Below are 23,008 nucleotides of genomic sequence, written 5' to 3'. Positions count from 1 at the left end.
GGCTATTACTTCATCGCCAGCTTTGTCGAAGACCACCTTAGGCATCACGCCGGGCAGTTGCCGGCGGCTTGATTGCGAGCGGGCTCTGCTTCAGCCCGGCGCAGCAGGCGTAGGCGCAAGGGCTTGGCCGGGCGCAAGGTGATGTTCAAGACCGGCCGAGGCGCGGCCTCGCCGGGCACGGGCTGGATCTCGTAGCGCTGCAGCAGGAGCGCCGCAATCAGCGTGATCTCGGTTTGCGCAAAGTGACTGCCCAGGCAAACGCGCGGGCCGGCGCCGAAGGGCATGTAAGCGCCGCGCGGAATCTCCGGTGCGCCCGGCGCAAATCGCTCGGGTTTGAAGGCTTCAGGCTCGGGGAACCAGCGCGCGTCGCGCTGGGTAATGCCGGGCGTCAGCCGAATCAAGGCCCCGGCAGGAATGGTCAGCCCGGCAATCTCGATCGGCGCGGTGGTCCGGCGGCTCATCAAGGCCGGGCCCGCCGGGTAGAGCCGGAGCGTTTCCTTGATGGTCTGGCTCAGATAGGTCAGCTGGGGCAGGTCTTCAAAGCTGGGCGTCCGGCCCTGCAGCACCCGGTCCACCTCCTCGCGAGCGAGGCGCGCAGCTTCGCGGTTGGCCGCCATGCACCAGCCCCACCAGGTCAACGCCGCCGCGCTGGTTTCATGGCCGGCTAGGAAGGTGGTCATGCATTCGTCGCGCAACTCGGTGTCGCTGAGCGGCTGGCCATCTTCATGGCGCAACTGCATCAACATGGTCAGCAAGTCGTCGGGGGCTTCGCCTTGCAGCGCCTTGCGAGCCATAATGTGCTGGCGAATCAAGGCATCCAAGGCCAGCATGGAACGGCGCTTGCCCGCCTTCCAGGGCGCCCACAGCGGCGCGCTCTTGGGCCAGTACAGCTCCTTCATGCCTTCGACGCTCAGCACGCGAACCGCTTCCTCGGCCAGTCGTGCCTCCTCATTGGCGGCGCTGCTGAACAGGGTGCGCATGATGACGTCCATGGTGACGCGGGTCATGGCTTGCTCGAAGTCCAGGTCCAGCTGCGCTTGATCGGGCCAGCTGTTCAATGCAGCGCTGCCGGCGTCCACCATGGCGGCAGCAAAGCCGGCCACCCGCTTGGGGCTGAAGCCCGGCTGCATCATGCGGCGCTTTTCGTTCCAGGCCTTGCCTTCGGCCACCAGCACGCTGTTGCCATGCACGGCGCCAAAGACCTCGGTGGCGCGCTCCCAGCGGATCATTCGGTCGTGCCCGCTCAGCAGCAGTTCGCGCAGGTGTTCGTGGTGAAAGAAGCTGTAGTCGCGGAGCTTGCCGAAACGCATGTAAATCACGTCGCCATAGCGCTGCTGCAGGCCTTGCAGATGGCCCAGATAGTCGCGCCCCAGTTTGATGGCCTCGGGGATACCGAAGAGATGGCAAGGTGGGCCGGGCGGCAGGCTGCTGCCGGGTTTGGAGTTCATGGTTTGGGTCGTCATGGGCGCATCATCCGCAATGCGGTGCGCGGGGTCTTGAACGAAAGCGACATTCGAAAAGCTCCGTGCGAGCTGGCCCTAAACTGCCGCCATGGACAACTCGGCCTTGCATCCCGACACCGTGGCGCGCCTGCTGGCGCCCAGCATGGGTTTGAGCGGCTGTGTGCATTCTTCAATGTGGCGCGACACCTCGCGGGCGGCCTATTTGAGCGAGGGCCAGCGCAGTGGCTGGTTTCCGGCCACGCCTTTTTGCGGCCTCAGTTGGGCCTTGCAAGGCAGCGGTTCTCAGGTGCTTCCCGATGGCAGCTTGCAAGCTTTGCCCGGCCCCAGCTTGGTGGTGGGGCCGCGCAGCGGGCCGGCGCAGTTCCGCTCGGCGGGACCGGGCCGCATCTTCATGGTGGCGCTGCTGCCGGAGGCTTTCCATGCGCTGACCGGGCTGGATCTCAGCTCCTTGCTGGACCGTTGCGTGAGCCTGGAGTCGGTCTTGGGCTCCGATTGGCAGGCCATGAGTGCCGACATCTTGGCGGCCAGCGATGAAGTGCAATGCCAACAGATTCTGGAGGCCTTCTTGTTGCCACGCTGGCGGGCGCACTGCCAGCAGCAAGGGCAGCCTCCGCATCGCTACCGAGATTGGATGCAGCAATTGGCGACGCGCGCCGTAGCCTCCGGCCACGGTGCCAGCCTGCGTCAGGTGGAGCGCCGCATCAAACAGTGGAGCGGCCAAAGTATGCGCGCGCTGCGCCGGGTCAGCCGCTCGGAAGCGGCCTTCTTTCAGGTGCGCCGCGAGCTTGAAGCCGGCGAGCTGATCTGGAGCGCCCTGGCCCAGGACCTGGGTTATGCCGACCAAGCCCATCTGTGCCGCGAAACTCGTCGCGTCACCGGCTTCAGCCCCGAAGAGCTGCGCCAACGCATCGACAGCGACGAGGCCTTTTGGGCCTATCGCATCTGGGTCTGAGCCGGCGCTTCCGTTTTACTTCTTCGGAGTCGTCGAGCCCTGTTTGCAAGCACCGGGGGATGGTGGCGTTAGGGCCATGGCTGAAGGCAGCAGGTCTTTGTGCGGAGTGACTGCTGCTTGCTTGGGCTTCTTGGCTTCTTTATTGCCGCGTTGAGTCTTGGACATGGTGTGGAACTCCTTTGAGTGAGGGAACGCTTGTCAGTCTGTGCCTCAGAAGTTTGCTGTTCTGTGCGATGGCGTACCGACTCAGCTTTTCTCTGCCGCAGAGCTCGCTTGCAATTGCTAACAATTGACTCGTCAACAGTTCTCGCCTCGCCTCCGTTGTGAAAGGGCCAGGCGACTGATGCAGCACAGACCCCAAGGTCTGCAACCGAATGACCGCTGCAACAGCGCCAGATGGCGAACCTTAGATTGGAGTTTTGAGATGGCAAAGATTTCTGTGGCTGCTACGTCTGTTGTTGGTGCTTTGATCGCTGTCTTCGCCGCTCAGGCGAGCATGGCTCAGGACAAGCCCACTGCCTCAACGGCAACCGCACCGGCAGCAACGGCGGCCGCGACAGCCGTGACCGCTCCTGTCGCAGCTCCGGCCGCGACTACAGCCGCCAAGACGGCAGTAGCCCCAACCAACACGGCCAACAAGCATGAAGCCAAGGCCGCCGTGGCCAAGCCGGCAGAGAAGGTCGAAAAGGCCAAGAAGGTCGAACCCGCGGTAGCCGCAGCCCCGACAGCTGCCGTGCCTGCTGTTGCGACCAGTCCCGCGCCGACACCCGCGGCTGCAGCCAAGCCGGTTGAACCCGCCAAGACCGCTGCGCTGCATGCGACCGAAGGCGCCAAGAAGTAACGGGTGAAATGGTCTGCTAAGTTGGTCGGCTAATGAGTAAAGGGCGATGCTTGCATCGCCCTTTTATCGTCCGGGCCTGGCTCAGGGTCGCGAGCCGTCGGTGCGCAGATTGATGACCCAGTAGAGCAAGGCGGCCAACACGCCGAGCAGACTCAGCGTCAGCAACGGCAGTTTGGCCTTGCCGACGCCAAGCTCGCTGACGCGCGCGGCAATCTGTTTTGGGGCGTAGGCATCCAATCCAAAAACTTCAGCCATGGGGTGAGGCTCCGGTGCTTGCTTGTCTCAGCTTATGCCGCTGCGCGCCATTGACGCATTGCGGAAGAACAAGGGTCGGGCCAAGGAGTCATGCCCGCCTGAGAGCGCGCATGAGCAGCATTTCTTGGGCTTGTCTTGGCCGCTTCGCGCCAGTCAACGACAATCGAGGGCTATGGCAGTCCTTTCTATCTCCAACGCCCATCTCGCTTACGGCCACGTGGCCCTGCTCGATGGCGCTTCCTTCTCGCTCGAAATGGGTGAGCGTGTCGGCCTGATCGGTCGCAATGGCACTGGCAAATCGTCGCTGCTGAAGGTGCTGGCTCAAATCGAGAAACTCGATGACGGCTTGTTGCAGCTTCAGCAAGGGCTGACCAGCGTCTATGTGCCGCAAGAGCCGGTGATGAATCCCGAATCGACCATCTTCGAGACGGTCAGTGAGGGCGTGGCCGAGGCCAAGGCCTTGCGCGAGCGTTATGAGATCCACGACCCCGAGGATGATTTGGAGTGGGTGGCCGAGCGCATCGAGCACATTGGCGCCTGGAACTGGGAGCAGCGTGTCGAAGAGACCTTGCACCGTTTGGGTTTGGACGGCAGCCGGGTGGTCGGCTCCCTGTCGGGCGGCTTGAAGAAGCGTGTCGCGCTGGGGCGCGCCTTGGTCGCGCAGCCGGATGTGCTGCTGCTCGATGAGCCGACCAACCATTTGGATCTGGACGCCATCACTTGGTTGGAAGAGCTGCTGAACAGCTTCAAGGGTTCGCTGCTGCTGATCACCCACGACCGCAGCTTCTTGGACAACGTCGCGAACCGCATCGTTGAACTCGATCGCGGCCAACTGCGCGGCTACCCCGGCAACTTCGCGGCCTTCACTGCCGCCAAGGCTTATGAGCTGGAGAACGAGGCGCTCTACAACGCACGCTTCGACAAAATCTTGGCGCAAGAAGAGGTGTGGATTCGCAAGGGCGTTGAGGCGCGCCGCACCCGCAGCGTGGCGCGTATTCAGCGCCTGGAACAGATGCGTCTGGCCCACGCGGCCCGTCGTGATGTGCAGGGCAAAGTCAAGTTAGACATCGACACCGGCGGTGCCAGCGGCAAGATCGTGGCCGAGCTGGAAAACGTCAACAAGAGCTATGGCGGCCGCGTCATCGTGCGCGACTTCACTGGCACGATTTTGCGTGGCGACAAGGTCGGTCTGGTCGGCGCCAACGGTGCCGGCAAGACCACGCTGCTGAAGATGATTCTGGGCCAGTTGGCGCCGGACAGCGGCGAGGTGCGCATGGGCTCCAAGATCAATGTGGCCTACTTTGACCAGATGCGCGATGTGCTGGACCTGGACGCCACGCTGGCCGACACCATCAGCCCAGGCTCCGAGTGGATCGAAATCGGCAACCAGCGCAAGCATGTGAAGAGCTATCTCGGCGACTTCTTGTTCTCGCCCGCGCGCGCCAATTCGCCGGTGCGCAGCTTGTCGGGCGGCGAGCGCAATCGCTTGTTGCTGGCCCGCCTGTTCGCGCGGCCGGCCAATGTGCTGGTGCTGGACGAACCGACCAATGACCTGGACATCGAAACGCTGGAGTTGCTCGAAGAACTGCTGAGCGAGTACGACGGCACGGTCTTTTTGGTCAGCCACGATCGGCGCTTTCTCGACAATGTGGTCACCTCCACCATCGTCAATGAAGGTGACGGCCGCTGGCGCGAGTACGAGGGCGGTGTGCAGGATTGGTTGACCCAATCCAAGCGCGCGGCGGCCATCAATGAGGCCAAGGCCAAGCAAACGCCGGCCGCGGTTGCCGCACCTGCGGCAGCACCTGCACCCGCTCCCGCGCCGGTGGTGGCCAATAAGAAAAAGCTCAGCTACAAGGAGCAGCGCGAGCTCGACGAGCTGCCGGCCAAGGTGGCCGCACTGGAGGCCGAGCAGTTGCAGCTGAATGCCTTGCTCAACGGCACCGAGTTGTACAACCAGGGGGCGGCCCGCATCGCCGAGGTCACGGCGCGCGCCGGCGATATCGACACCGAATTGCTGGCCTTGATGGAGCGCTGGGAAGCCCTGGAGGCCAAGTGAGCGAGCGAGACTCCACAGAAGGCCTGCGTGCCGAATGGCTGGCCTTGCAGGCCCACCACGAGCAGTATGAACTGGCGGCCTTGGGCATCAAGCTTTTGTCGGTGGCCCTGTGCGCGCTGCCCTTTGGCGCGCGCTGGCTGTGGGTCTTGATGCTCTTGCTGTGGGTTCAAGAGGCGGTGCTCAAGACTTTTCAGGCCCGGCTCGCGGATCGTTTGTTGCGAGTCGAACAAGGCTTGAGTCAGCCCAGCGCCTCAGCCATTGCGCCCATGCAATTGCACCGTGAATGGTCGGCCAGCCGGCCGCGCGGCCTGGGTTTGCTGCGCCAGTATCTTGTCAGTGCTTGTCGGCCGACGGTGGTGTTGCCCTATCCCGTCTTGATGGCCTTGAGCGGCTTGCTGGCCTAAAGCGTCAAGCAGATGCTGCCCAGCCCATCGAAGTGGGCGCGGACCCGATCACCGCGCTTCAATCCGCCACGCGCCAGCCAGGCGCCTGTTGTGACCACGCTGCCCGCCGGCAAGACCTGACCCTTTCGGGTCGCATGGCGCAGCCAGTCGAGCAGGCCCCAGGCCGGATCGCCCAGCGAGTGGCGGCCGCAGCCTTGTTGTGGCGGCTCCTCATTGATCTGCAATTCACAGGCTTGTTGCGACCAGTTGTGCAGGCGATAGTCTGGCCAGGGCAGCCATTCGCCCAGGGCCAGCCCGCCGTGCGACAGGCAATCCGCTTGCCGCAGCAAGGCTGGCGCGGCCTCGCCTTCTTGCCAGCGCGAGTCCACCCACTCGATGGCCACGGTCAGGGCATCAATGAAATCGGCCGCTTCCTCGCGATTCAGCCCCACTAGGTCTTGGGCGCGAACATCGCGTCCGAGCCGCAAGGCAATCTCGGCTTCGGCGCCCGGCGCATGCAAGCGCCTGTCAGCGAAGCTGAGCGGGTCGCCGCTGCCGTCGTCTTGCCGCAAGCCCGCTGGCGCCAGCAGCGCATGAGTCAGCGGCGCATGCCGACCGGGGCCGCCACTCTTCCAGTACTGCGGCCGGCCCGGCTGACGCCAGCCGAGCGCATCCGCCAAGCCATCTTGCACCGCGTAGGCCTGAGCCTCTTGGGCCACGACATCGCTCCAGTCGCTCGCCGGCAGGGCCGGGCCGCTCAGCCAGGCTTGGCCCAAGGCCTCGATCAGTGCCTGCAGGGGCTTGGATGGTGCGCGGGGGATGGCAGTCACAGGCGCTGCAGCTTGGTGGCGGGAATCAAGGCATTGCTGCCTCTCAGTTGCACCACCAGTTCGCCATGGCTGACCACCACGACCTGAACGGTTTCGGTCTTGTCACCAAAGCGGACTTTGTCGCCCGGCTTCAAGGCGGGCGGAACCGGGATGGCCGGGAGCACGATGCGTGGTGGCGCGACGCCCGGCGGGTTGGCTGCGCGCATGATGGCGCTCAGGCGCTGATGCAACTCGGGTCTCTCCTTGGCGAGTGCCTCCAGCGCCCGGCTCATCGTGGCCTTCAACTCGGCGGCGGTGAAGGGTTTGCGCAGCAAGAAGCGAGAACCGGCAGCCTGGGCCTGGGCCTCTTGCTCCGGGCCGACCTCGAAGCTCAGCAAGGCCAGTCGGCATCCGGGGGTGACCGTTTTCAACTGCTCGTACAGAGCGATGCCGCTGAGGGTGGCCCTGGGGAACCAGTCGGTGATCAGAAAGTCGGGTTTGAACTCCAGTCCCAGCGTGAGTGCTGATTCGGGGTCGCTGGCGCAGCGCACGCATTCGGCGGGAACTCCAAAGCCCTCCAGCATTTGGCGTGCAAAGGTCTGGACGCCGCTCAGGCCATCAACCACTAGAAAACGAAGTTCGGCACTCATGGGGAAGGCAGGGGCTCATGGACTGAATATGAGGGCGATGTTAGCGGCACTGCAAGGCGCTTGTGGCTTGCGGGGGCTTCGATCGCTGAGGTTTCGCGAATCAGTGCCCGCTTCATGCACTCTCGCTCGCTCCCGCCTGCTTGGGCCAGGGTGTCAACTCCTTTGTTGTTCACGCAATTGCTGCAGTTGGCGCCAGAAAGCCGGGTTCTGAGAGGTGCTGAAGTTGATGCGCATCCGGGTGCTGGGGCAGCGTGTCGCACTGAACAGCATGCCGGGCGCCGTTGTCCAGCCCGCATCCAAAAGGCGCATGGCCATTCGTTCGGTGTCAACGCCGACGTCGATCCAGCCAAACAAACCTTGAGGGGGCGTGACAAAGTGGCAGCCTGCCGCCTCGGCCAGCCGCACGCTGCGCTGGCGTGCCGTGTCGAGGCGGGTCTGCACCCGCTCGGCATGACGCCGCAGCTGACCCTGTTCAAGACACAAGGCCACGGCGCGTTCGTTCAAAGGGCTGGTGGTCAGGGCGCTGATCAGCTTCAAATTGGTCAAGGCTTGAACCCGTTCCGGGCTGGCCGCCAGAAAACCGACCCGCCAGGCGGGGCTGAGTATTTTTGAGAAGCCCGACACATAGATGCTGCGCCGCAAACCATCCAGGGCGGACAGGCGCGGCGCATGGTTGGGGGCCAGAAAGGCGTAGGTGTCGTCTTCCACCACCAGGAAGTCGCCGGCCTCGGCCAGTTTCAAAATCTGATGGGCTTGGCTCAGGTTCAGCGTATGGCCGCTGGGGTTGTGCAAGACCGACACGGTCACATACATGCGCGGCCGGTGTTGCTGAATCAATTGGGTCATCACCGCCAGGTCGGGGCCGTCGGCGCCGCGGGGCACCGGCGCCAATCGCATGCCCGCCTGCGTCAATCGGGCGTACTCGATGGCCCAGCCGGGGTCGTCCACCAGCACGGTGTCGCCCGGCTGCAAAAAGCAGCGGGTGATCAAGTCCAGCGCATGGGTAGCACCCACCGTGCTGACGATTTGCTCGGGCGGGCAGGCGATGCTCAAGTCCGCCAGTCTTTGGCTGAGTGCGCGGCGCAAGCGTGCATCGCCCGCCGGTTCGCCGTAATGCAGAAGCAATTGGTCGCTGCCGGCTTCGCTGGCGCTCAGAACGCGCCGCATGCTGGCTAGCAACAGCGTCGCATCCAGCCATTCGGCCGGCAGCGTCCCAAGGCCTGGCGAGCTGCGCGGGTCGGCCTGAAACATCCCGCGCAGCAGGGCCGTGGCGTCGATCGGGGGCGGGCGGCTTGCGTCTCCGGGCCTAGGACCTTGCTCGCTTGACTCTTGGGCTCTGGGGCGATGCACCGCCTCACGCACAAAAAAGCCGCGTTGCTTGCGCGCCTCCAGCAGACCCTTGGCCAGCAACTGGTCATAGGCCGCCACGACGGTGAAGGGACTGACGCCGTACTGGCGCGCGCATTCCCGCACCGACAGCAGCTTGGCGCCGGGCAGGATCAATCGCTGCTGGATGCGTTCGGTGAAGCGCTGCGCCAGTTGCTGCGCCAAAGGCACGTTGGAGTCGCGAGATAGCTGCATCGAGGGGTTCCTTGCTTGGGCTTGGGCTTCAGTTGTATCGCTCTTAATCCCAATACAGCTCATGCAATTGAATGGCAAAGTGTATTGCAACTGTATTGGTTGCGGCAAGCATACTGACGAGACGCGGCGCCGCAGCGCGCCGTCCATGCAACCGCAACGGGATCAGCACATGATGGATCTTCAAACCCTGCTTGCCGTGACCAGCTTTGCCGTGGTGACTTCAATCACCCCAGGCCCGAACAATATGATGTTGTTGGCCTCGGGGCTGAATCATGGCTTCAAGGCCACCCTGCCGCATGTGGTGGGCATCAGCTCGGGCTTGATGCTTCTTTTTTTGGCCGCCGGCCTGGGCTTGGGGGCCTTGCTGACGCAATGGCCGCAGCTCTATTGGGCGCTGAAAAGCGCGGGGCTGGTCTATATGGTGTGGCTGGCCTGGCAACTTTGGCGGGCGGGTGGACCGCAATCCCCAGGAGCCGCAGCCTCATCGGCGGCTCCACGCTTGATGGGCTTTTGGGGTGCTGCGGCCTTCCAGTGGGTCAACCCCAAGGCTTGGCTGATTGCCATCGGTGCCGTGGCCGGATTCCTGCGCCCCGGCGCTGGCGGGCTGGAGTTGCTGGCCTTGGCGCTGCTGTGTGCGCTGGTCAATATGCCTTGTGTGGGTCTCTGGGCCTGGGCGGGTGCGCGACTGAGCCGATGGTTGGGCGAGCCCCTCCGGCGTCGCTACTTCAATGCCGCCACGGCCTTGCTGCTTTTGGCCAGCATTTGGCCCATGTTGAATGTTTAGAAGCTCAGGAGCAGGACTTAGATGCGTACCTTGGGAATTTTGGGCGGCATGAGCTGGGAATCCTCCGCGCAGCTCTACAAGCTTTTGAACCGTGAAGTGGCGCAGCGGCTGGGAGGCCTGCACAGCGCCGATGTGTTGATGCGCAGCCTGAACTTTGCCGAGGTCGCCGCTTTGCAGCGCTCGGGCGACTGGGCGGGGGCGGCGCTCATGCTGGGCACAGCGGGGCGAGCCCTGGGCGAGGCGGGCGCGCAAGCCCTGTTGATTGCCACCAACACCATGCACAAGGTCGCCGAAGAGGTGGAGGCGCAAAGTGGCTTGCCCCTGATTCATATCGTCGATGCCACGGCGGCCGGTTTGAAGGCTGCGGGGGTGCGTCGAGCGGGTCTGTTGGCTACCCGCTACACCATGGAAGAAGATTTTTACCGCGACCGCATGCGAGTTCGGCATGACATCGAGTTGATCGTGCCTGAGCCAGAGCAGCGCCAGGAACTGCATCGCATCATTTTTGAAGAGCTGTGCCAAGGGCAGGTGCTGGCGGAGTCGCGTGCTTTTTACCTGCAGACGGTGCAAGCACTCGCGGCGCAGGGGGCGCAAGGTGTCATTCTGGGTTGCACCGAGATCTGCTTATTACTCGGCCCGGATACGGCTGCGGCTTTACCCCTTTTTGACAGCACTGCTTTGCAGGCGCGAGCCGCGGTGGAGTGGATGCTCGGTGGTACAACCGATGCCTAGCCGGTAAAACTGAACTTTGCCGCCCAAATCAAGCGAGACAAAAACCATGAGCCCAGTCTGGAACCAAGCGCGCCGTGCCGCGCGCATGAACCCTTCCATCATCCGAGAGATTCTCAAGGTCACGGAAAAGCCCGGCATCTTGTCGATGGCGGGTGGCCTGCCTTCCTCGGACACCTTCCCGGTGGACGAGCTGAAGGCCGCTTGCGATCGGGTCTTGTCCGACAACGCCAAAGAGGCGCTCCAATATGCCGCCAGTGAGGGTTTTGCACCGCTGCGCGAATGGGTGGCCGAGCGCGTCGCCAGCTTGGGCATGTCGGTATCGCCCCAGCAGGTGCTGATCACCAGCGGATCGCAGCAAGGCCTGGATCTGGTGGGCAAGATCTTGTGCGATGCCGGCGCCCCGGTGGCGGTGGAAACGCCGACCTATCTGGGCGCTTTGCAGGCCTTCACGCCCTTCGAGCCTATCTTCACCAGCCTGAGCAGCGACGCGCAGGGCGTCGACCCGGCGGCCATCGCTCGCCTGCCCCACGATGCGCCGGGCACCCGCTTCGCTTATCTGCTGCCCAATTACCAAAATCCGACCGGCCGCGTGATGCCCTTGGCGCGCCGCCAAGCCGCTATGGCCGCCGCGCAGCAGGCCGGTGTGCCCATTGTGGAAGACAACCCCTACGGCGATCTCTGGTTCGATGAGCCGCCACTGCCCTCGCTGAGCTCTTTGTGGCCCGAGGGCTCGATCTACCTGGGCTCTTTCAGCAAGGTGTTGACGCCGGGCTTCCGCCTGGGCTTCATGATCGCGCCGAGCGAGCTTTACCCCAAGCTGCTGCAGGCCAAGCAGGCCGCCGACTTGCACACGCCAGGATTCAACCAGCGCGTGGTCTATGAGGTTGTGCGCAATGGTTTTCTGGATCAACACATCCCCAAGATTCGCGCGCTTTACAAGGCCAACCGCGACGCCATGGCCGAGGGCTTGAAGCAGCATCTGCCGGAAGGCTGCGAGTGGCAAACCCCGCAGGGCGGCATGTTCTTCTGGATCCGCTTGCCGGAGGGCTTGAACGCCATGGAATTGCTGCCCAAGGCGGTGGATGCGGGCATCGCCTTCGTGCCGGGTGCTGCGTTCTATGCTCACACGCCCGACCCACGCACCATGCGCCTGTCCTTTGTCACCTTGACGCCCCCGCAGATTGCTGAAGGGGTGGCGATTCTGGGGCGTGTCCTGCGTGAAGCCTTGAGCGTCGGTGCGGAACCGACGCCATGAGTTTGCAGGCGCGGCGTTTCGCTCAGGTCGATGTTTTCACCGCCGTGCCTTTGTTGGGCAACCCGTTGGCGGTGGTGATTGATGCCGAAGGTCTGAGCGACGCGGCCATGGCCAGCTTTGCACGCTGGACCAATCTGTCCGAGACGACCTTTTTGCTGCCGCCGACCGAGCCGAGCGCCGACTACCGGGTGCGCATCTTCACGCCCGGCGGCGAGTTGCCGTTTGCCGGTCACCCGACGCTCGGTTCCGCGCATTGCTGGCTGGCGGCCGGTGGCACGCCTCGGCGCAAGGGCGAATTGGTGCAGCAATGCGGCATTGGCTTGGTGCGCATCAAACGCGTGGTCGAGCGCAGCGGCAAGGAGCGGCTGGCTTTTGCCGCGCCGCCTTTGCGTCGGGGTGGAGCGGTGGCGCCGGACTTGCATGCGCAGGTCTTGCGCTCCCTGGGCCTGCCGGCCGATGAAGTGCTGGATGTGGTGTGGGTGGACAACGGCCCGCCCTGGATCGCGGCCCGCCTGAAGAGCGCCGAGGCGGTGCTGGCCTTGAAGCCAGACTTCCAGGCCATGGCCGGCATTGAGTTGGGCGTGCTTGGCGCCTACCCAAGCGGCGCCAAGCAGCAATTCGAGGTGCGCGCCTTCGTGCCCGGCATGGGGGTGCCCGAGGACCCGGTGACGGGCAGTCTCAATGCCGGTTTGGCTTTGTGGATGCTGGAGGCCGGTTTGTGCGCTGACAGCTATGTCGCCGCGCAGGGCAAGATCTTGGGCCGAGCCGGCCGCATCCATGTTCAGCGCGAGGGTGCCGATGTTTGGATTGGTGGCGATGTCGCGCCCATGATCAACGGGGAAGTGCGCTTGTGAACCCCGTCTTGGCGATCGATCACCTGGTGGTCGGTGCCACGAGCCTGGCCGAAGGCGAGGCTTGGTGCGAAGCTGTGCTGGGTGTCACGCCAGTTGGTGGAGGCAAACATGGCTTGATGAGCACGCATAACCGCTTGCTCAATCTGAGTGGGCCGGGTTTCCCGCGCTGCTATCTGGAAATCATCGCGATCGATCCGGATGCGCCCCCTCCTGGTCGAAAGCGTTGGTTCGATTTGGATGACGCGGCCGTGCAGGAGCGTTTGCGCCTTCAGGGGCCGGGTCTGATCCATTGGGTGGCGCGGGTGGATGGCGATTTAGATGAGCAGTTGAGCGAGTGGCGTCAGCGGGGCATTGATGCCGGTGAAGCGCTCGCAGCGTCGCGCATGACCCCGACAGGCGAGTTGCGCTGGCGGATTGCGCTGCGAGCGGATGGCCGGCGTTTGGCGCAGGGTGCAGTGCCCTTGCTGATCGAGTGGGGCGAGGTGCATCCCGCGGATGCCTTGCCGCCCAGCGGTGTGACGCTGCAGCAGTTTTCGCTGCGCATGCCTCAGCCCGGCTTGCTGTCTGAATTTGCAGCCGAGCCGGGCTCGGCCATGCTGGAGGTCCGCTTGCAATCACCGTTGGGGCTTGTGTCCCTGGGTTTGGTGACTTCCAAGACCTCGAGCGATGAGCCCTCGTGAAGTGCTGCTTTTACAGGCTGCCGCTTTGCGGTGCGTTCGTGTCAAAGGCGCGCAATTTGTTGAACGGTGAATGCAGCGATGTTGAAAATTCTTGGCAAGGCCTCTTCCATCAATGTGCGCAAGGTCCTGTGGACCTGTACCGAGTTGGCGCTTGAGTTCGAGCGTGAAGACTGGGGTTCGGGTTTCGCCGCCACCGACAGTGCCGAGTTTCTGGCCCTCAATCCCAATGCCATGGTGCCGGTCTTGATCGACGGGGACTTTGTGTTGTGGGAGTCCAACAGCATCTGTCGCTACCTGGCTGCCCGGGAGCAGCGCGAAGATCTCTTGCCGGCCCTGGCTCGGGAGCGCGCCCAGGTCGAGCAGTGGATGGATTGGCAGGCGGGCGAGTTCAATAACGCTTGGCGCTATGCCTTCATGGGCCTGGTGAGGCGGAGCCCGGCCCATCAGGACCCGGCGCTGCTGGCGTCCGGCGTGGCTGGATGGAGCCGCCATGTCGAAATCCTTGCGCAGCGTTTGGCGTGTACCGGCGCTTTCGTCTGCGGTGAGCAGTTCACCTTGGCCGATGTGGTGTTGGGCCTGTCGGTGCAGCGCTGGTTGCAAGCGCCGCTGGAGCCGTATGGCCGGCCGCAACTGCCGGCGATCGAAGCCTACTGCCGTCGCTTGGCCGACCGGCCCGGTTTTGCTTTGTATGGCCCGGCTTACGTCTGACGCTGTGATCATTTGCAGCACAAAAAAAGCCGACCCCAAGGTCGGCCTTTGCCGCAGGACGAGTGAGCGCCTCAGTCGTTGCGGAAGCTGTCGTGGCAGGATTTGCAGGTCTTGGCGGTGCTGCCAAAGGCGAGCTTGAGCGTGTCCAGATTGTTGGCCTTGGCGGCAACGGCGAGCTTGCCGGCTTCGACCTGCATCGCTTTGGCGTGTTCATCAAACTTGGCGCGTTCCGTCCAGACATTCGCCTTGGGCGTGCCTTTGTCGGTGCCGCTGGTGCCGTCGACGAAGGCGCTGAAGGGCAGTTTGGCGAGGTCGGCCACGATTTCGGCATTGGCGGCCGCTGCGGCGCCGTCAAAAGGAGTCCTGCCCTGGGCCATGGCGCCGATTCGGCTGAAGTGGGTGCCAATCAAGGTGAAGGCCGCCTTGCGGTACTTGATCGCATCTTCAGGCTTTTGAAACTGCGCGCTGGCGGGCAGGGCGCTGCACAGGCCGGCGACGCTGGCTGCGGTGATCAGAATCGTTTTCAATTTCATGCGAGATCCTTGCTCAAGGTTGGGCAGAGTGGGCAAAGCCTTCGACGAGCGCTTCAGCGTCCTCGGTCTGAAAACGGCTTGCTGCGCCGAGTGTAGGCAAGAGTTGCGGTATTTGCAGCTGACTTGTCATCGGTTATCGTCAACATCCGAACAACAGGAGTGGGCATGAGCGAGCAAGGACTTGCAAAGCGGGTGAGAGTATGGGATTTGCCGACCCGCGTGTTCCATTGGGCCTTGGTCTTGTGTGTGGTGGGTTCGGTAATCAGCGCCAAAGTCGGCGGCAATGCCATGGTCTGGCATATGCGCCTGGGCTATGCGGTCTTGGCGCTGGTCGGCTTCCGTGTCTTGTGGGGTTTGGTGGGTGGCCGTTGGTCTCGTTTCAGCAGCTTCTTCTATTCCCCTGCGGCTTTTCTTCGCTATCTGCGCGGGCGGGCCTTGCCGGGCGATCATTTCGATGTCGGTCACAACCCTTTGGGCGCGCTCTCGGTGCTGGCGATGCTGGTCTGGCTGCTGGTTCAGGTCGGTTCGGGTCTGATTGCCGATGACGAGATCGCCACCACCGGACCTTTGATTGCCTGGGTGTCTGGGGACTTGAGTCTGGCCTGGACCGCTTATCACAAGAGTTATGGCCAGTGGGGGCTGCTCGCTCTGGTGGGCTTGCATGTGCTTGCCATCGCCTTTTACCGTTTGCGTCAGCGCAAGGACTTGATCGGCCCGATGCTCAGCGGGGATAAGCAGTTGTCATCGCACATTCCCGCCAGCCAGGATTCGCTGGCGACCCGTTTGTTTGCATTGACCTTGCTGGCCGCTTGTTTGGCCGGTGTCTACCTGCTGATCAATGTGGCGCCACCCGGAGTTTGAGGGCTGAGTACACTGGCACCCGATATCTTCTTGCTTGAATGAACAGCAGCCCTGAGATCCAACTCATCAGTCCTGACAGTGCCGAACTGTGGGAGGCAGCCCGTCACATCCTGCGCGAGTATGCGCGCAGCTTGCCGGTGGACTTGTGCTTCCAAGACTTTGAAGCCGAGTTGCAAACTCTGCCTGGGCAGTACGCCTTGCCTGCCGGCAACCTCTTGTTGGCGCTGGTCGACGGGCAAGTGGCCGGCTGCGGTGGTTTCAGGCCCTTGCCTGATGTGGACTACGCCAATGCCTGCGAAATGAAGCGGCTTTTTGTGCGCCCTGCATTTCGTCGTTTCGGACTCGGGCGGGTGATGGCGCAGGGCTTGATCGATGCAGCCACCCAGGCGGGCTACTTCGCCATGTTGCTCGACACCCTTGACGACATGGAGGCTGCGCGCGGCCTTTATGAGAGCTTGGGCTTCGAAGCGATCCCGCCTTACTACTTCAACCCGATTCCAGGGGCCCACTATTTGAAAGTCGATCTGGCTTGATGCCGGAGTTTCAGGCGGTTACCGGCATAGCATGGCAGCACTGATTCAAGTGAGCTGCAAGCCATGAGCATTTCTGAAACGCCGTACTCCATCGAACCCGCCGGTCTTCAGCCCGCCAGTCTTGGCGAATCGCCGGTTTGGCACGCCGCCGAACAGGCGCTCTATTACGTTGACATCCCCGAGCGCCAGGTGCTGCGCCTGCATCCGGCCAGCGGTGAGCTTCGTCATTGGCAACTCGACAGCGAGCCCGGCTGTATCGCACTGATCGAGGGCGGCGGCCTGGCGGTCGCTCAGCGCAATGGTTTGTGGTGCCTGAATCCAGAAGACGGCTCTCATCGACCCTTGGCTCCGGCACCCTTCGACTCAGGCCGGCAGCGTTTCAATGATGGCAAGCCGGACGCCCAGGGGCGGCTTTGGGTGGGCACCATTGACGACGCGCGTCAGCCTGCCGCTGGCTTGTATCGTTATGCCCAAGGGCAGTTTCAGTCCATGGCCGAGGGCATTGTGACTTCCAATGGCTTGGCCTGGAGTCCGGATCAGCGCACGCTTTATTGGTCCGACACCAAGGCGCACGAGATCTATCGTTTCAGCTTTGATGCGACCAGTGGTGGCTTGGGTGAGCGGCAGTTGTTTGCGAGTTTCCCTGCCCGTGCGCCCGATCAAAGCTTGGAAAGCTATGGCGGGCGGCCGGACGGCGCTGCGGTGGACGTCGAAGGCTGCTATTGGGTGGCGATGTTTGAAGGCCAGCGTTTGCTGCGCCTCTCGCCGCAGGGGCAGGTCTTGCAGGAAATGCGCCTGCCGGTGCGTTGCCCGACCATGCCGTGTTTCGGTGGCCCGGATCTGCGAACCCTCTACATCACCACCGCCCGCGAAAAGCGGCCCGCCGAAGAATTAGCGGCGCAGCCTTGGGCGGGTTGTGTCTTGCATGTGCGGGTTGAGGTGCCGGGGCTGCCCGCGAATCTACTGCGGATTTGAGCGTCTAGTCGCCCGCGTCACCGTGTGCCTAACGGCTCATGCCGAAAGTCATAAGGTCATTCAAGAAGCGATTGATTGGCTGACATGCCAGTGCTCGAAAGAGGTCTTGTCGGGGACTTACGGGTTTCCACATATAATCTTTGGGTTTTGCCGACATCCATCAGATCAACATGAGTTCGTACGAGCAGCGCGGAGCTTCCAAAGTTGCTCAAAAAGACCTGGATTGGAATGATGAGGTTGAAGAGCAGCCTTTCAAGGCCCTGACGCAAGAAGAAGCGCAGGCCTTGTCGCTCAAGCATCCGCCCATTTCGCCCTGGCGAATCGTTGCGGTGCAAGCCTTGGTGGGGGTAGTGATTGCCCTGTTGGGGTGGCTGTTCACCGGACAAAGCAAGACGGCGTGGTCGGCCCTGTGTGGGGCGGCTGCAGTGGTTTTGCCCAATGCCTTGATGGCGTGGGGCATGACCGGGCTCTTCAGAGGCATTCCTGGTGCTGCGGTACTGGGTTTTATGTTCTGGGAGCTGATCAAGATCATGACGGCCATTGCCATCTTGGCGGTGGCAGCGGTTGGAGTGCCTGATTTGAGTTGGCTGGCCTTGTTGGCGGCTCTGGTCGGGTGTTTGAAGGTTAATTGGCTGGCGCTGCTTTGGCAGGGCCGGGCTCGAAAAGTTTAGTAAATACGCGGACGGAAACTGACGATGGCAGCCGAAGGACACGGACAGGAACACGGACCCAACGCGGGCGAGTACATCCAGCACCACCTGCAACACATGCAGATGAATTTCAAGGGTGAGATGGTCAAGCAGACCTCCATCGTTGATTTCAGCTTGTTCAATTTGGATTCACTGATTTACTCGGTGATCCTTGGCCTGATTGGCTGCTTCTTCCTGTGGCGCGCTGCGCGCCGGGCGACCTCCGGCGTGCCGGGTCGCTTCCAGGCTGCGGTCGAAATCTTGGTTGAAATGGTTGAGAACCAGGCCAAGGGCGTGATTCACAACGCCACCAGCCGCAAGGTCATTTCTCCTCTGGCGCTGACCGTGTTCGTCTGGATCTTCCTGATGAACTTCATGGACATGCTGCCGGTCGATCTGTTGCCGGCTTTGTGGGCCAAGGTTTACGGCACCATGGGTCATGATCCGCACGATGCCTATATGCGCGTGGTGCCGACCGCTGACTTGTCGACCACCCTGGGTCTGTCGACCAGCGTCTTGATCATGTGCTTCTTCTACAGCATCAAGATCAAGGGCATGGGCGGCTGGACGCACGAGCTGCTGGCAGCGCCTTTCGGTGACAAGTGGTTCCTGTATCCGGTCAACTTCCTGATGCAGCTGATTGAATTTGCGGCCAAGACCGTGTCGCATGGCATGCGGTTGTTCGGCAATATGTTTGCGGGTGAGCTGGTTTTCATGCTGATCGCGCTGATGGGTGGCGTCTGGGCCTGGGAGTTGAACCCGCTGTCGGGTGGCTTCTGGCTGGGTCTGGGCCATTTGGTGGCTGGTACGGTGTGGACCCTGTTCCACATCCTGATCATCACCTTGCAGGCCTTCATCTTCATGATGCTGACCTTGATCTACACCGGCCAGGCGCACGATCAACACTGATCGAGTACCCGAGCTTCGGTTCTTTCTCTCTAGTTCGTTTTTTCTTTTTCTTTCTTACCTTTCCTTCAGGAGCAAATCATGGAAAACATCCTCGGTCTCGTCGCGCTGGCTTGCGGTCTCATCGTTGGTCTGGGCGCTCTGGGCGCATCGATCGGTATCGCTTTGATGGGCGGCAAGTTCCTGGAATCTTCGGCTCGCCAGCCTGAGCTGATGAACGAACTGCAAACCAAGATGTTCATCTTGGCTGGTCTGATCGACGCTGCGTTCCTGATCGGCGTTGCTATTGCTCTGCTGTTCGCATTCGCCAAGCCTTTCGCCATCTAATTGATGCGCCAACCTTTCACAGTTGAAAGGATAGCTCTGTGAATATCAACGCAACACTGTTCCTGCAAGCGATCGTTTTTGCGGTCCTTGTCTGGTTCACCATGCGCTTCATCTGGCCTCCAATGATGAAGGCCCTGGACGAGCGCGCCGCCAAGATCGCCGACGGTCTGGCTGCGGCCGACAAGGCCAAGGCCGAGTTGGCCAACGCCAACAAGAAGGTTGACGAGCAATTGGCGCTGACCCGTGGCGAAACCACCAAGCTGCTGGCCGACGCTGAAAAGCGCGCCGCAGCCATCGTGGCCGCTGCTGCTGGTCAAGCCGAAGAAAAGGCTGCCAAGATCGTTGCTGACGCGCAAGCTGAAGCCGAACAGCAGTCCATGCGTGCCCGCGAAGCCTTGCGCGAGCAAGTCGCCGCCTTGGCCGTCAAGGGTGCCGAGCAAATTCTGCAGCGCGAGGTTAACGCCAGCGTGCACGCCGAATTGCTGAACCGCCTGAAGACGGAGCTGTAAGCATGGCCGAGCTCGCAACCATTGCCCGTCCGTACGCTGAAGCGCTCTTTCAAGTAGCGCGTCAGCACGACGTCAAGGCTTGGGGCCAGCAACTCGACGCCCTGGCCCAAGTGGCCGCGGCGCCCGAGCTGCGCCAGTTTGCCGATCACCCCAAAGCAACGCCTGAGCAGATCTATGTCGTCACGACACAGACTGCCAAGGTCGAGTTGGCCGAAGGCGTGCAGAATTTTCTGCGCACCGTCATCGCCAACGGGCGCCTGAGCGCCTTGCCTGCGGTGGTGGAGCAATTCCATGCCTTGGCCAATGCTGCAGCCGGCGTTGCCGACGCTTTGATTTACAGCGCCTTCCCCATCGACGCGGCCCAGTTGGCTGACGTCAAGGCGGCGCTGGAGAAGCGTTTTGCTCGCAAGCTCGAAGCGCAAGTCGTGCTGGAACCTTCGCTGATTGGCGGCATTCGGGCGGTGGTTGGCGATGAGGTGTTGGACACCTCGGTCAAGTACCGTCTGGAACGCATGAAAGTGGCGCTCACGGCCTGATTTTTCAGGCCCGAGCGCGACGCCACCCTATCCGTTCATCCCTGTGTCAATCGCTTTGCAAAAAGACGGCGGGCCAGATGGGAGCCATAGCAATGAATTTGAATCCTGCTGAAATTTCCGAACTGATCAAGAGCCGCATTGAAGGCCTTGGCACTTCGACGGACGTCCGCAACCAAGGCACCGTGGTGTCTGTGTCTGACGGTATCGTTCGCATCCACGGCCTGTCCGATGTGATGCAAGGCGAAATGCTGGAATTCCCAGCTGCCGCCGATGGCACACAGACCTTCGGTCTGGCCCTGAACTTGGAGCGCGACTCGGTCGGTTCCGTGATTCTGGGTGCCTACGAGCACATCTCCGAAGGCGACACCGTCAAGTGCACGGGCCGTATTCTGGAAGTGCCGGTCGGCCCTGAGCTGGTTGGCCGCGTGGTCAACGCTCTGGGTCAGCCGATCGACGGCAAGGGCCCGATCAACGCCAAGATGACGGACGTGATCGAAAAGGTCGCTCCCGGCGTGATCGCCCGTAAGTCGGTGGACCAGCCGATGCAAACCGGCCTGAAGTCGATTGACTCCATGGTGCCGGTCGGCCGTGGTCAGCGCGAGCTGATCATTGGTGACCGCCAGACTGGCAAGACGGCTGTCGCCATCGACGCCATCATCAGCCAGAAGGGTCAGAACATGACCTGTATCTACGTTGCGATCGGCCAGAAGGCTTCGTCGATCAAGAACGTGGTGCGCGCTCTGGAAGCCAACGGCGCGATGGAATACACCATCGTCGTGGCGGCCTCCGCTTCTGAATCTGCTGCGATGCAGTACGTCTCGGCCTACTCGGGCTGCACGATGGGCGAGTACTTCCGCGACCGCGGTCAAGACGCGCTGATCGTTTATGACGATCTGTCCAAGCAAGCTGTGGCCTACCGTCAGGTGTCGCTGCTGCTGCGTCGTCCTCCAGGCCGTGAAGCCTACCCTGGCGACGTGTTCTATCTCCACAGCCGTCTGCTGGAACGTGCAGCTCGCGTGAACGCCGACTACGTCGAAGCCTTCACCAAGGGCGAAGTGAAGGGCAAGACCGGTTCTTTGACCGCGCTGCCAATCATTGAAACCCAAGCGGGTGACGTGTCCGCCTTCGTTCCGACCAACGTGATTTCGATTACCGACGGTCAGATCTTCTTGGAAACCTCGCTGTTCAACGCTGGTATCCGTCCTGCGATTAACGCCGGTATCTCGGTGTCGCGCGTGGGTGGTGCTGCTCAGACCAAGCTGATCAAGTCCCTGTCCGGTGGTATCCGTACCGACTTGGCCCAGTACCGTGAACTGGCTGCCTTCGCGCAGTTCGCTTCCGACCTGGACGAGTCCACCCGCAAGCAGTTGGACCGCGGTGCTCGCGTGACCGAGTTGCTCAAGCAAGCTCAGTACTCGCCACTGTCGATCAGCCTGATGGGCGCGACGCTGTACGCGGTGAACAAGGGCTTCATGGACAGCCTGGACGTGAAGAAGGTTCTGGCTTTCGAACACGGTCTGCATCAATTCCTGAAGTCCAGCCACGCCGCTCTGCTGGCCAAGCTGGAAGCCGACAAGGCGATGGACAAGGATGCCGAAGCCGAGTTGAACGCTGCGATCACTTCCTTCAAGAAGTCCTTCGCTTAATGCCCATGACGGGGCGGATCAGCCACTGAACCGCCCCATCTGAACAGGAGAAATCATGGCATCAAGCAAGGAAATTCGCGGCAAGATCAAGTCGGTTGAGAACACCAAGAAGATCACCAAGGCCATGGAAATGGTCGCCGCTTCCAAGATGCGCAAGGCGCAGGAGCGGATGCGCGCGGCTCGTCCTTACTGCGAGAAGATCGGCAACATCGCCGCCAATCTCGCCAAGGCCAACCCCGAGTATCGGCATGCGTTTCTGACGACGAACGAAGGCGCCAAGGCGACGGGTTTCGTGGTCGTCACGACCGACAAGGGTCTTTGCGGCGGTCTGAACACCAATCTCTTGCGTGCGACGACGGCCAAGCTGAAGGAACTCGAAGCCGCCGGCCAAAAGGCCGAGGTCGTTGCCATCGGCAACAAGGGCCTGGGCTTCATGAACCGCATTGGCGCCAAGGTGGTCTCGCAGGTCACGCAAATGGGTGATCAGCCGCACATCGAAAAGATGATCGGCCCGGTGAAGGTTTTGCTCGACGCGTATGCCGAAGGCAAGCTGTCGGCGGTCTACCTCTGCTACACCAAGTTCATCAACACGATGCGGCAAGAGCCGGTGGTGATGCAGTTGTTGCCGCTGTCGACCGCAGGCATGAAGACCGCAGGGGCCGATGGCGCTCAAGCTCACGCTTGGGACTATCTGTACGAACCCGATGCGGCCACGGTGATCGATGAGCTGCTGGTGCGTTACACCGAAGCACTGGTCTACCAGTCGGTGGCTGAAAACATGGCGTCCGAGCAATCGGCGCGCATGGTGGCGATGAAGGCCGCAACCGACAACGCCGGCACCTTGATTGGTGAGCTGAAGCTGGTCTACAACAAGACCCGTCAGGCCGCCATTACCAAGGAATTGAGCGAGATTGTCAGTGGCGCGGCCGCGGTCGGTTAATCGACCGCCAGCCAAACCAGACGCAACGAATACAGATTGAAGGAATCGAAATGTCTAGCATTCAAACCAACGCAGTTGGCAAGATCGTTCAGTGCATCGGCGCCGTGGTGGACGTGGAATTCCCGCGTGACCAAATGCCGAAGGTCTATGACGCGCTGAAGATGGAAGGTAGCACCCTGACACTGGAAGTTCAGCAGCAGCTGGGCGACGGCGTGGTGCGTACCATTGCGCTGGGTTCGTCGGACGGCCTGCGCCGCGGCACCCAAGTGTTCAACACCGGCGAGAACATCCAAGTTCCCGTGGGCAAGGCGACCCTGGGCCGCATCATGGACGTGCTCGGCGCGCCCATCGATGAGCGTGGCCCTGTGGCTCAGACGCAAATCGCGTCGATCCACCGCGCGGCTCCTGCTTACGACGAGCTGAGCCCATCGCAAGAGCTGCTGGAAACCGGCATCAAGGTGATCGACTTGATCTGCCCGTTCGCCAAGGGCGGCAAGGTGGGTCTGTTCGGTGGCGCCGGCGTGGGCAAGACCGTGAACATGATGGA

27 protein-coding genes and 1 pseudogene are annotated in these 23,008 nt (G+C 62.1%); 21 read left to right on the top strand and 7 right to left on the bottom strand.

What is annotated here, in order from left to right:
* Positions 1-44: 44 nt before the first annotated feature.
* Positions 45-1,463, bottom strand: a complete 1,419-nt coding sequence (locus ACOVRJ_RS17405) for a cytochrome P450 (protein ID WP_422045097.1) — start codon at positions 1,461-1,463, stop codon at positions 45-47.
* A gap of 88 nt (positions 1,464-1,551) precedes the next feature.
* On the opposite strand from ACOVRJ_RS17405, the gene ACOVRJ_RS17400 reads away from it, so the two are divergent.
* Positions 1,552-2,415, top strand: a complete 864-nt coding sequence (locus ACOVRJ_RS17400) for a helix-turn-helix domain-containing protein (RefSeq protein ID WP_422045096.1) — start codon at positions 1,552-1,554, stop codon at positions 2,413-2,415.
* A 15-nt stretch (positions 2,416-2,430) separates the two neighbouring features.
* Here the strand turns inward: ACOVRJ_RS17400 and ACOVRJ_RS17395 are convergent, their stop codons facing one another.
* Entirely contained in the window at positions 2,431-2,580 is a 150-nt protein-coding gene (locus ACOVRJ_RS17395; protein ID WP_422045095.1) for a hypothetical protein, read from the bottom strand.
* Positions 2,581-2,839: 259 nt separating this feature from the next.
* On the opposite strand from ACOVRJ_RS17395, the gene ACOVRJ_RS17390 reads away from it, so the two are divergent.
* Positions 2,840-3,256: a hypothetical protein gene (locus tag ACOVRJ_RS17390; protein WP_422045094.1), complete on the top strand. Its 417-nt coding sequence runs from the start codon at positions 2,840-2,842 to the stop codon at positions 3,254-3,256.
* 81 nt (positions 3,257-3,337) lie between these two features.
* Here ACOVRJ_RS17390 and ACOVRJ_RS17385 read toward each other — a convergent pair whose 3' ends face one another.
* Complete coding sequence (locus ACOVRJ_RS17385; RefSeq protein WP_422045093.1) at positions 3,338-3,511, bottom strand: hypothetical protein; 174 nt, start codon at positions 3,509-3,511, stop codon at positions 3,338-3,340.
* Positions 3,512-3,683: 172 nt separating this feature from the next.
* Here ACOVRJ_RS17385 and ACOVRJ_RS17380 point away from each other — a divergent pair, with 172 nt between their 5' ends.
* Entirely contained in the window at positions 3,684-5,570 is a 1,887-nt protein-coding gene (locus tag ACOVRJ_RS17380; RefSeq protein ID WP_422045092.1) for an ATP-binding cassette domain-containing protein, read from the top strand.
* Complete coding sequence (locus tag ACOVRJ_RS17375; protein WP_422045091.1) at positions 5,567-5,974, top strand: hypothetical protein; 408 nt, start codon at positions 5,567-5,569, stop codon at positions 5,972-5,974. The genes ACOVRJ_RS17380 and ACOVRJ_RS17375 overlap by 4 nt, the downstream gene beginning before the upstream one ends.
* On the opposite strand, the gene ACOVRJ_RS17370 is transcribed toward ACOVRJ_RS17375, so the two are convergent.
* The 3 genes from ACOVRJ_RS17370 to ACOVRJ_RS17360 all read right to left on the bottom strand — a co-directional run bounded on the left by ACOVRJ_RS17370 (position 5,971) and on the right by ACOVRJ_RS17360 (position 8,993).
* Positions 5,971-6,783, bottom strand: a complete 813-nt coding sequence (locus tag ACOVRJ_RS17370) for a fumarylacetoacetate hydrolase family protein (protein ID WP_422045090.1) — start codon at positions 6,781-6,783, stop codon at positions 5,971-5,973. The genes ACOVRJ_RS17375 and ACOVRJ_RS17370 overlap by 4 nt on opposite strands.
* Positions 6,780-7,412: a hypothetical protein gene (locus ACOVRJ_RS17365; RefSeq protein ID WP_422045089.1), complete on the bottom strand. Its 633-nt coding sequence runs from the start codon at positions 7,410-7,412 to the stop codon at positions 6,780-6,782. The genes ACOVRJ_RS17370 and ACOVRJ_RS17365 overlap by 4 nt, the downstream gene beginning before the upstream one ends.
* Before the next feature lie 153 nt (positions 7,413-7,565).
* Positions 7,566-8,993 carry a PLP-dependent aminotransferase family protein gene (locus ACOVRJ_RS17360; protein ID WP_422045088.1) on the bottom strand — a complete coding sequence of 476 codons (1,428 nt, stop codon included), beginning with the start codon at positions 8,991-8,993 and terminating at the stop codon, positions 7,566-7,568.
* 172 nt (positions 8,994-9,165) lie between these two features.
* Between ACOVRJ_RS17360 and ACOVRJ_RS17355 the strand changes: the two genes are divergently transcribed.
* The 6 genes from ACOVRJ_RS17355 to ACOVRJ_RS17330 all read left to right on the top strand — a co-directional run bounded on the left by ACOVRJ_RS17355 (position 9,166) and on the right by ACOVRJ_RS17330 (position 14,006).
* Positions 9,166-9,777, top strand: coding sequence for a LysE family translocator (locus tag ACOVRJ_RS17355; protein ID WP_422045087.1), 612 nt, complete (start codon positions 9,166-9,168; stop codon positions 9,775-9,777).
* Between the two features lie 21 nt (positions 9,778-9,798).
* Positions 9,799-10,509, top strand: a complete 711-nt coding sequence (locus ACOVRJ_RS17350) for an aspartate/glutamate racemase family protein (RefSeq protein WP_422045086.1) — start codon at positions 9,799-9,801, stop codon at positions 10,507-10,509.
* 46 nt (positions 10,510-10,555) lie between these two features.
* Positions 10,556-11,764 carry a PLP-dependent aminotransferase family protein gene (locus tag ACOVRJ_RS17345; RefSeq protein ID WP_422045085.1) on the top strand — a complete coding sequence of 403 codons (1,209 nt, stop codon included), beginning with the start codon at positions 10,556-10,558 and terminating at the stop codon, positions 11,762-11,764.
* A gap of 2 nt (positions 11,765-11,766) precedes the next feature.
* The gene (locus ACOVRJ_RS17340) at positions 11,767-12,618 is read left to right on the top strand and encodes a PhzF family phenazine biosynthesis protein (protein WP_422045098.1); all 852 of its coding nucleotides are present in this window, start codon (positions 11,767-11,769) and stop codon (positions 12,616-12,618) included.
* A complete protein-coding gene (locus ACOVRJ_RS17335; RefSeq protein WP_422045084.1) occupies positions 12,615-13,298 on the top strand; it encodes a VOC family protein in 684 nt (227 codons plus the stop codon). Before ACOVRJ_RS17340 ends, ACOVRJ_RS17335 begins: the two co-directional genes overlap by 4 nt.
* A 78-nt stretch (positions 13,299-13,376) precedes the next feature.
* Positions 13,377-14,006 (top strand): glutathione S-transferase family protein, encoded by a 630-nt coding sequence (locus tag ACOVRJ_RS17330; protein ID WP_422045083.1) that lies wholly within the window; start codon positions 13,377-13,379, stop codon positions 14,004-14,006.
* Positions 14,007-14,077: 71 nt separating this feature from the next.
* Here ACOVRJ_RS17330 and ACOVRJ_RS17325 read toward each other — a convergent pair whose 3' ends face one another.
* The gene (locus ACOVRJ_RS17325) at positions 14,078-14,539 is read right to left on the bottom strand and encodes a c-type cytochrome (protein ID WP_422045082.1); all 462 of its coding nucleotides are present in this window, start codon (positions 14,537-14,539) and stop codon (positions 14,078-14,080) included.
* 165 nt (positions 14,540-14,704) lie between these two features.
* Between ACOVRJ_RS17325 and ACOVRJ_RS17320 the strand changes: the two genes are divergently transcribed.
* From ACOVRJ_RS17320 to ACOVRJ_RS17270, 11 genes and pseudogenes are all read left to right on the top strand, one after another.
* Entirely contained in the window at positions 14,705-15,400 is a 696-nt protein-coding gene (locus ACOVRJ_RS17320) for a cytochrome b/b6 domain-containing protein (RefSeq protein ID WP_422045081.1), read from the top strand.
* A gap of 38 nt (positions 15,401-15,438) precedes the next feature.
* Positions 15,439-15,933 (top strand): GNAT family N-acetyltransferase, encoded by a 495-nt coding sequence (locus tag ACOVRJ_RS17315; protein ID WP_422045080.1) that lies wholly within the window; start codon positions 15,439-15,441, stop codon positions 15,931-15,933.
* 63 nt (positions 15,934-15,996) lie between these two features.
* Positions 15,997-16,908, top strand: coding sequence for an SMP-30/gluconolactonase/LRE family protein (locus ACOVRJ_RS17310; protein WP_422045079.1), 912 nt, complete (start codon positions 15,997-15,999; stop codon positions 16,906-16,908).
* A gap of 170 nt (positions 16,909-17,078) precedes the next feature.
* Positions 17,079-17,579, top strand: a complete 501-nt coding sequence (locus tag ACOVRJ_RS17305) for an ATP synthase subunit I (protein ID WP_422045078.1) — start codon at positions 17,079-17,081, stop codon at positions 17,577-17,579.
* Between the two features lie 24 nt (positions 17,580-17,603).
* A complete protein-coding gene (gene atpB, locus ACOVRJ_RS17300) occupies positions 17,604-18,506 on the top strand; it encodes a F0F1 ATP synthase subunit A (protein ID WP_422045077.1) in 903 nt (300 codons plus the stop codon).
* Positions 18,507-18,584: 78 nt separating this feature from the next.
* Positions 18,585-18,830, top strand: coding sequence for a F0F1 ATP synthase subunit C (gene atpE / locus ACOVRJ_RS17295; RefSeq protein WP_058721792.1), 246 nt, complete (start codon positions 18,585-18,587; stop codon positions 18,828-18,830).
* A gap of 38 nt (positions 18,831-18,868) precedes the next feature.
* The gene (locus ACOVRJ_RS17290) at positions 18,869-19,339 is read left to right on the top strand and encodes a F0F1 ATP synthase subunit B (RefSeq protein WP_422045076.1); all 471 of its coding nucleotides are present in this window, start codon (positions 18,869-18,871) and stop codon (positions 19,337-19,339) included.
* A 2-nt stretch (positions 19,340-19,341) separates the two neighbouring features.
* Positions 19,342-19,875: a F0F1 ATP synthase subunit delta gene (locus tag ACOVRJ_RS17285; protein ID WP_422045075.1), complete on the top strand. Its 534-nt coding sequence runs from the start codon at positions 19,342-19,344 to the stop codon at positions 19,873-19,875.
* A 92-nt stretch (positions 19,876-19,967) separates the two neighbouring features.
* Positions 19,968-21,521, top strand: coding sequence for a F0F1 ATP synthase subunit alpha (gene atpA, locus ACOVRJ_RS17280; RefSeq protein ID WP_422045074.1), 1,554 nt, complete (start codon positions 19,968-19,970; stop codon positions 21,519-21,521).
* A 55-nt stretch (positions 21,522-21,576) separates the two neighbouring features.
* Positions 21,577-22,461 carry a F0F1 ATP synthase subunit gamma gene (gene atpG / locus ACOVRJ_RS17275; protein ID WP_422045073.1) on the top strand — a complete coding sequence of 295 codons (885 nt, stop codon included), beginning with the start codon at positions 21,577-21,579 and terminating at the stop codon, positions 22,459-22,461.
* 50 nt (positions 22,462-22,511) lie between these two features.
* Positions 22,512-23,008: pseudogene (locus tag ACOVRJ_RS17270) on the top strand (F0F1 ATP synthase subunit beta); the annotation flags it as partial.

This window comes from Roseateles sp. (genome assembly GCF_049240545.1).
Classification (GTDB): Bacteria; Pseudomonadota; Gammaproteobacteria; order Burkholderiales; family Burkholderiaceae_C; genus Paucibacter_A.
Note: the sequence above shows the minus strand (reverse complement) of the source record. Positions and strands in the feature narration are given on the sequence as shown.

Excerpts from the sequence above, each read along its gene's own strand:
- ACOVRJ_RS17405 (WP_422045097.1), bottom strand. The coding sequence starts at position 1,463 with ATGACGACCCAAACCATGAACTCCAAACCCGGCAGCAGCCTGCCGCCC.
- ACOVRJ_RS17400 (WP_422045096.1), top strand. The coding sequence starts at position 1,552 with ATGGACAACTCGGCCTTGCATCCCGACACCGTGGCGCGCCTGCTGGCG.
- ACOVRJ_RS17395 (WP_422045095.1), bottom strand. The coding sequence starts at position 2,580 with ATGTCCAAGACTCAACGCGGCAATAAAGAAGCCAAGAAGCCCAAGCAA.
- ACOVRJ_RS17390 (WP_422045094.1), top strand. The coding sequence starts at position 2,840 with ATGGCAAAGATTTCTGTGGCTGCTACGTCTGTTGTTGGTGCTTTGATC.
- ACOVRJ_RS17385 (WP_422045093.1), bottom strand. The coding sequence starts at position 3,511 with ATGGCTGAAGTTTTTGGATTGGATGCCTACGCCCCAAAACAGATTGCC.
- ACOVRJ_RS17380 (WP_422045092.1), top strand. The coding sequence starts at position 3,684 with ATGGCAGTCCTTTCTATCTCCAACGCCCATCTCGCTTACGGCCACGTG.
- ACOVRJ_RS17365 (WP_422045089.1), bottom strand. The coding sequence starts at position 7,412 with ATGAGTGCCGAACTTCGTTTTCTAGTGGTTGATGGCCTGAGCGGCGTC.
- ACOVRJ_RS17360 (WP_422045088.1), bottom strand. The coding sequence starts at position 8,993 with ATGCAGCTATCTCGCGACTCCAACGTGCCTTTGGCGCAGCAACTGGCG.
- ACOVRJ_RS17355 (WP_422045087.1), top strand. The coding sequence starts at position 9,166 with ATGGATCTTCAAACCCTGCTTGCCGTGACCAGCTTTGCCGTGGTGACT.
- ACOVRJ_RS17350 (WP_422045086.1), top strand. The coding sequence starts at position 9,799 with ATGCGTACCTTGGGAATTTTGGGCGGCATGAGCTGGGAATCCTCCGCG.
- ACOVRJ_RS17345 (WP_422045085.1), top strand. The coding sequence starts at position 10,556 with ATGAGCCCAGTCTGGAACCAAGCGCGCCGTGCCGCGCGCATGAACCCT.
- ACOVRJ_RS17330 (WP_422045083.1), top strand. The coding sequence starts at position 13,377 with ATGTTGAAAATTCTTGGCAAGGCCTCTTCCATCAATGTGCGCAAGGTC.
- ACOVRJ_RS17325 (WP_422045082.1), bottom strand. The coding sequence starts at position 14,539 with ATGAAATTGAAAACGATTCTGATCACCGCAGCCAGCGTCGCCGGCCTG.
- ACOVRJ_RS17320 (WP_422045081.1), top strand. The coding sequence starts at position 14,705 with ATGAGCGAGCAAGGACTTGCAAAGCGGGTGAGAGTATGGGATTTGCCG.
- ACOVRJ_RS17315 (WP_422045080.1), top strand. The coding sequence starts at position 15,439 with ATGAACAGCAGCCCTGAGATCCAACTCATCAGTCCTGACAGTGCCGAA.
- ACOVRJ_RS17310 (WP_422045079.1), top strand. The coding sequence starts at position 15,997 with ATGAGCATTTCTGAAACGCCGTACTCCATCGAACCCGCCGGTCTTCAG.
- ACOVRJ_RS17305 (WP_422045078.1), top strand. The coding sequence starts at position 17,079 with ATGAGTTCGTACGAGCAGCGCGGAGCTTCCAAAGTTGCTCAAAAAGAC.
- atpB (WP_422045077.1), top strand. The coding sequence starts at position 17,604 with ATGGCAGCCGAAGGACACGGACAGGAACACGGACCCAACGCGGGCGAG.
- atpE (WP_058721792.1), top strand. The coding sequence starts at position 18,585 with ATGGAAAACATCCTCGGTCTCGTCGCGCTGGCTTGCGGTCTCATCGTT.
- ACOVRJ_RS17285 (WP_422045075.1), top strand. The coding sequence starts at position 19,342 with ATGGCCGAGCTCGCAACCATTGCCCGTCCGTACGCTGAAGCGCTCTTT.
- atpA (WP_422045074.1), top strand. The coding sequence starts at position 19,968 with ATGAATTTGAATCCTGCTGAAATTTCCGAACTGATCAAGAGCCGCATT.
- atpG (WP_422045073.1), top strand. The coding sequence starts at position 21,577 with ATGGCATCAAGCAAGGAAATTCGCGGCAAGATCAAGTCGGTTGAGAAC.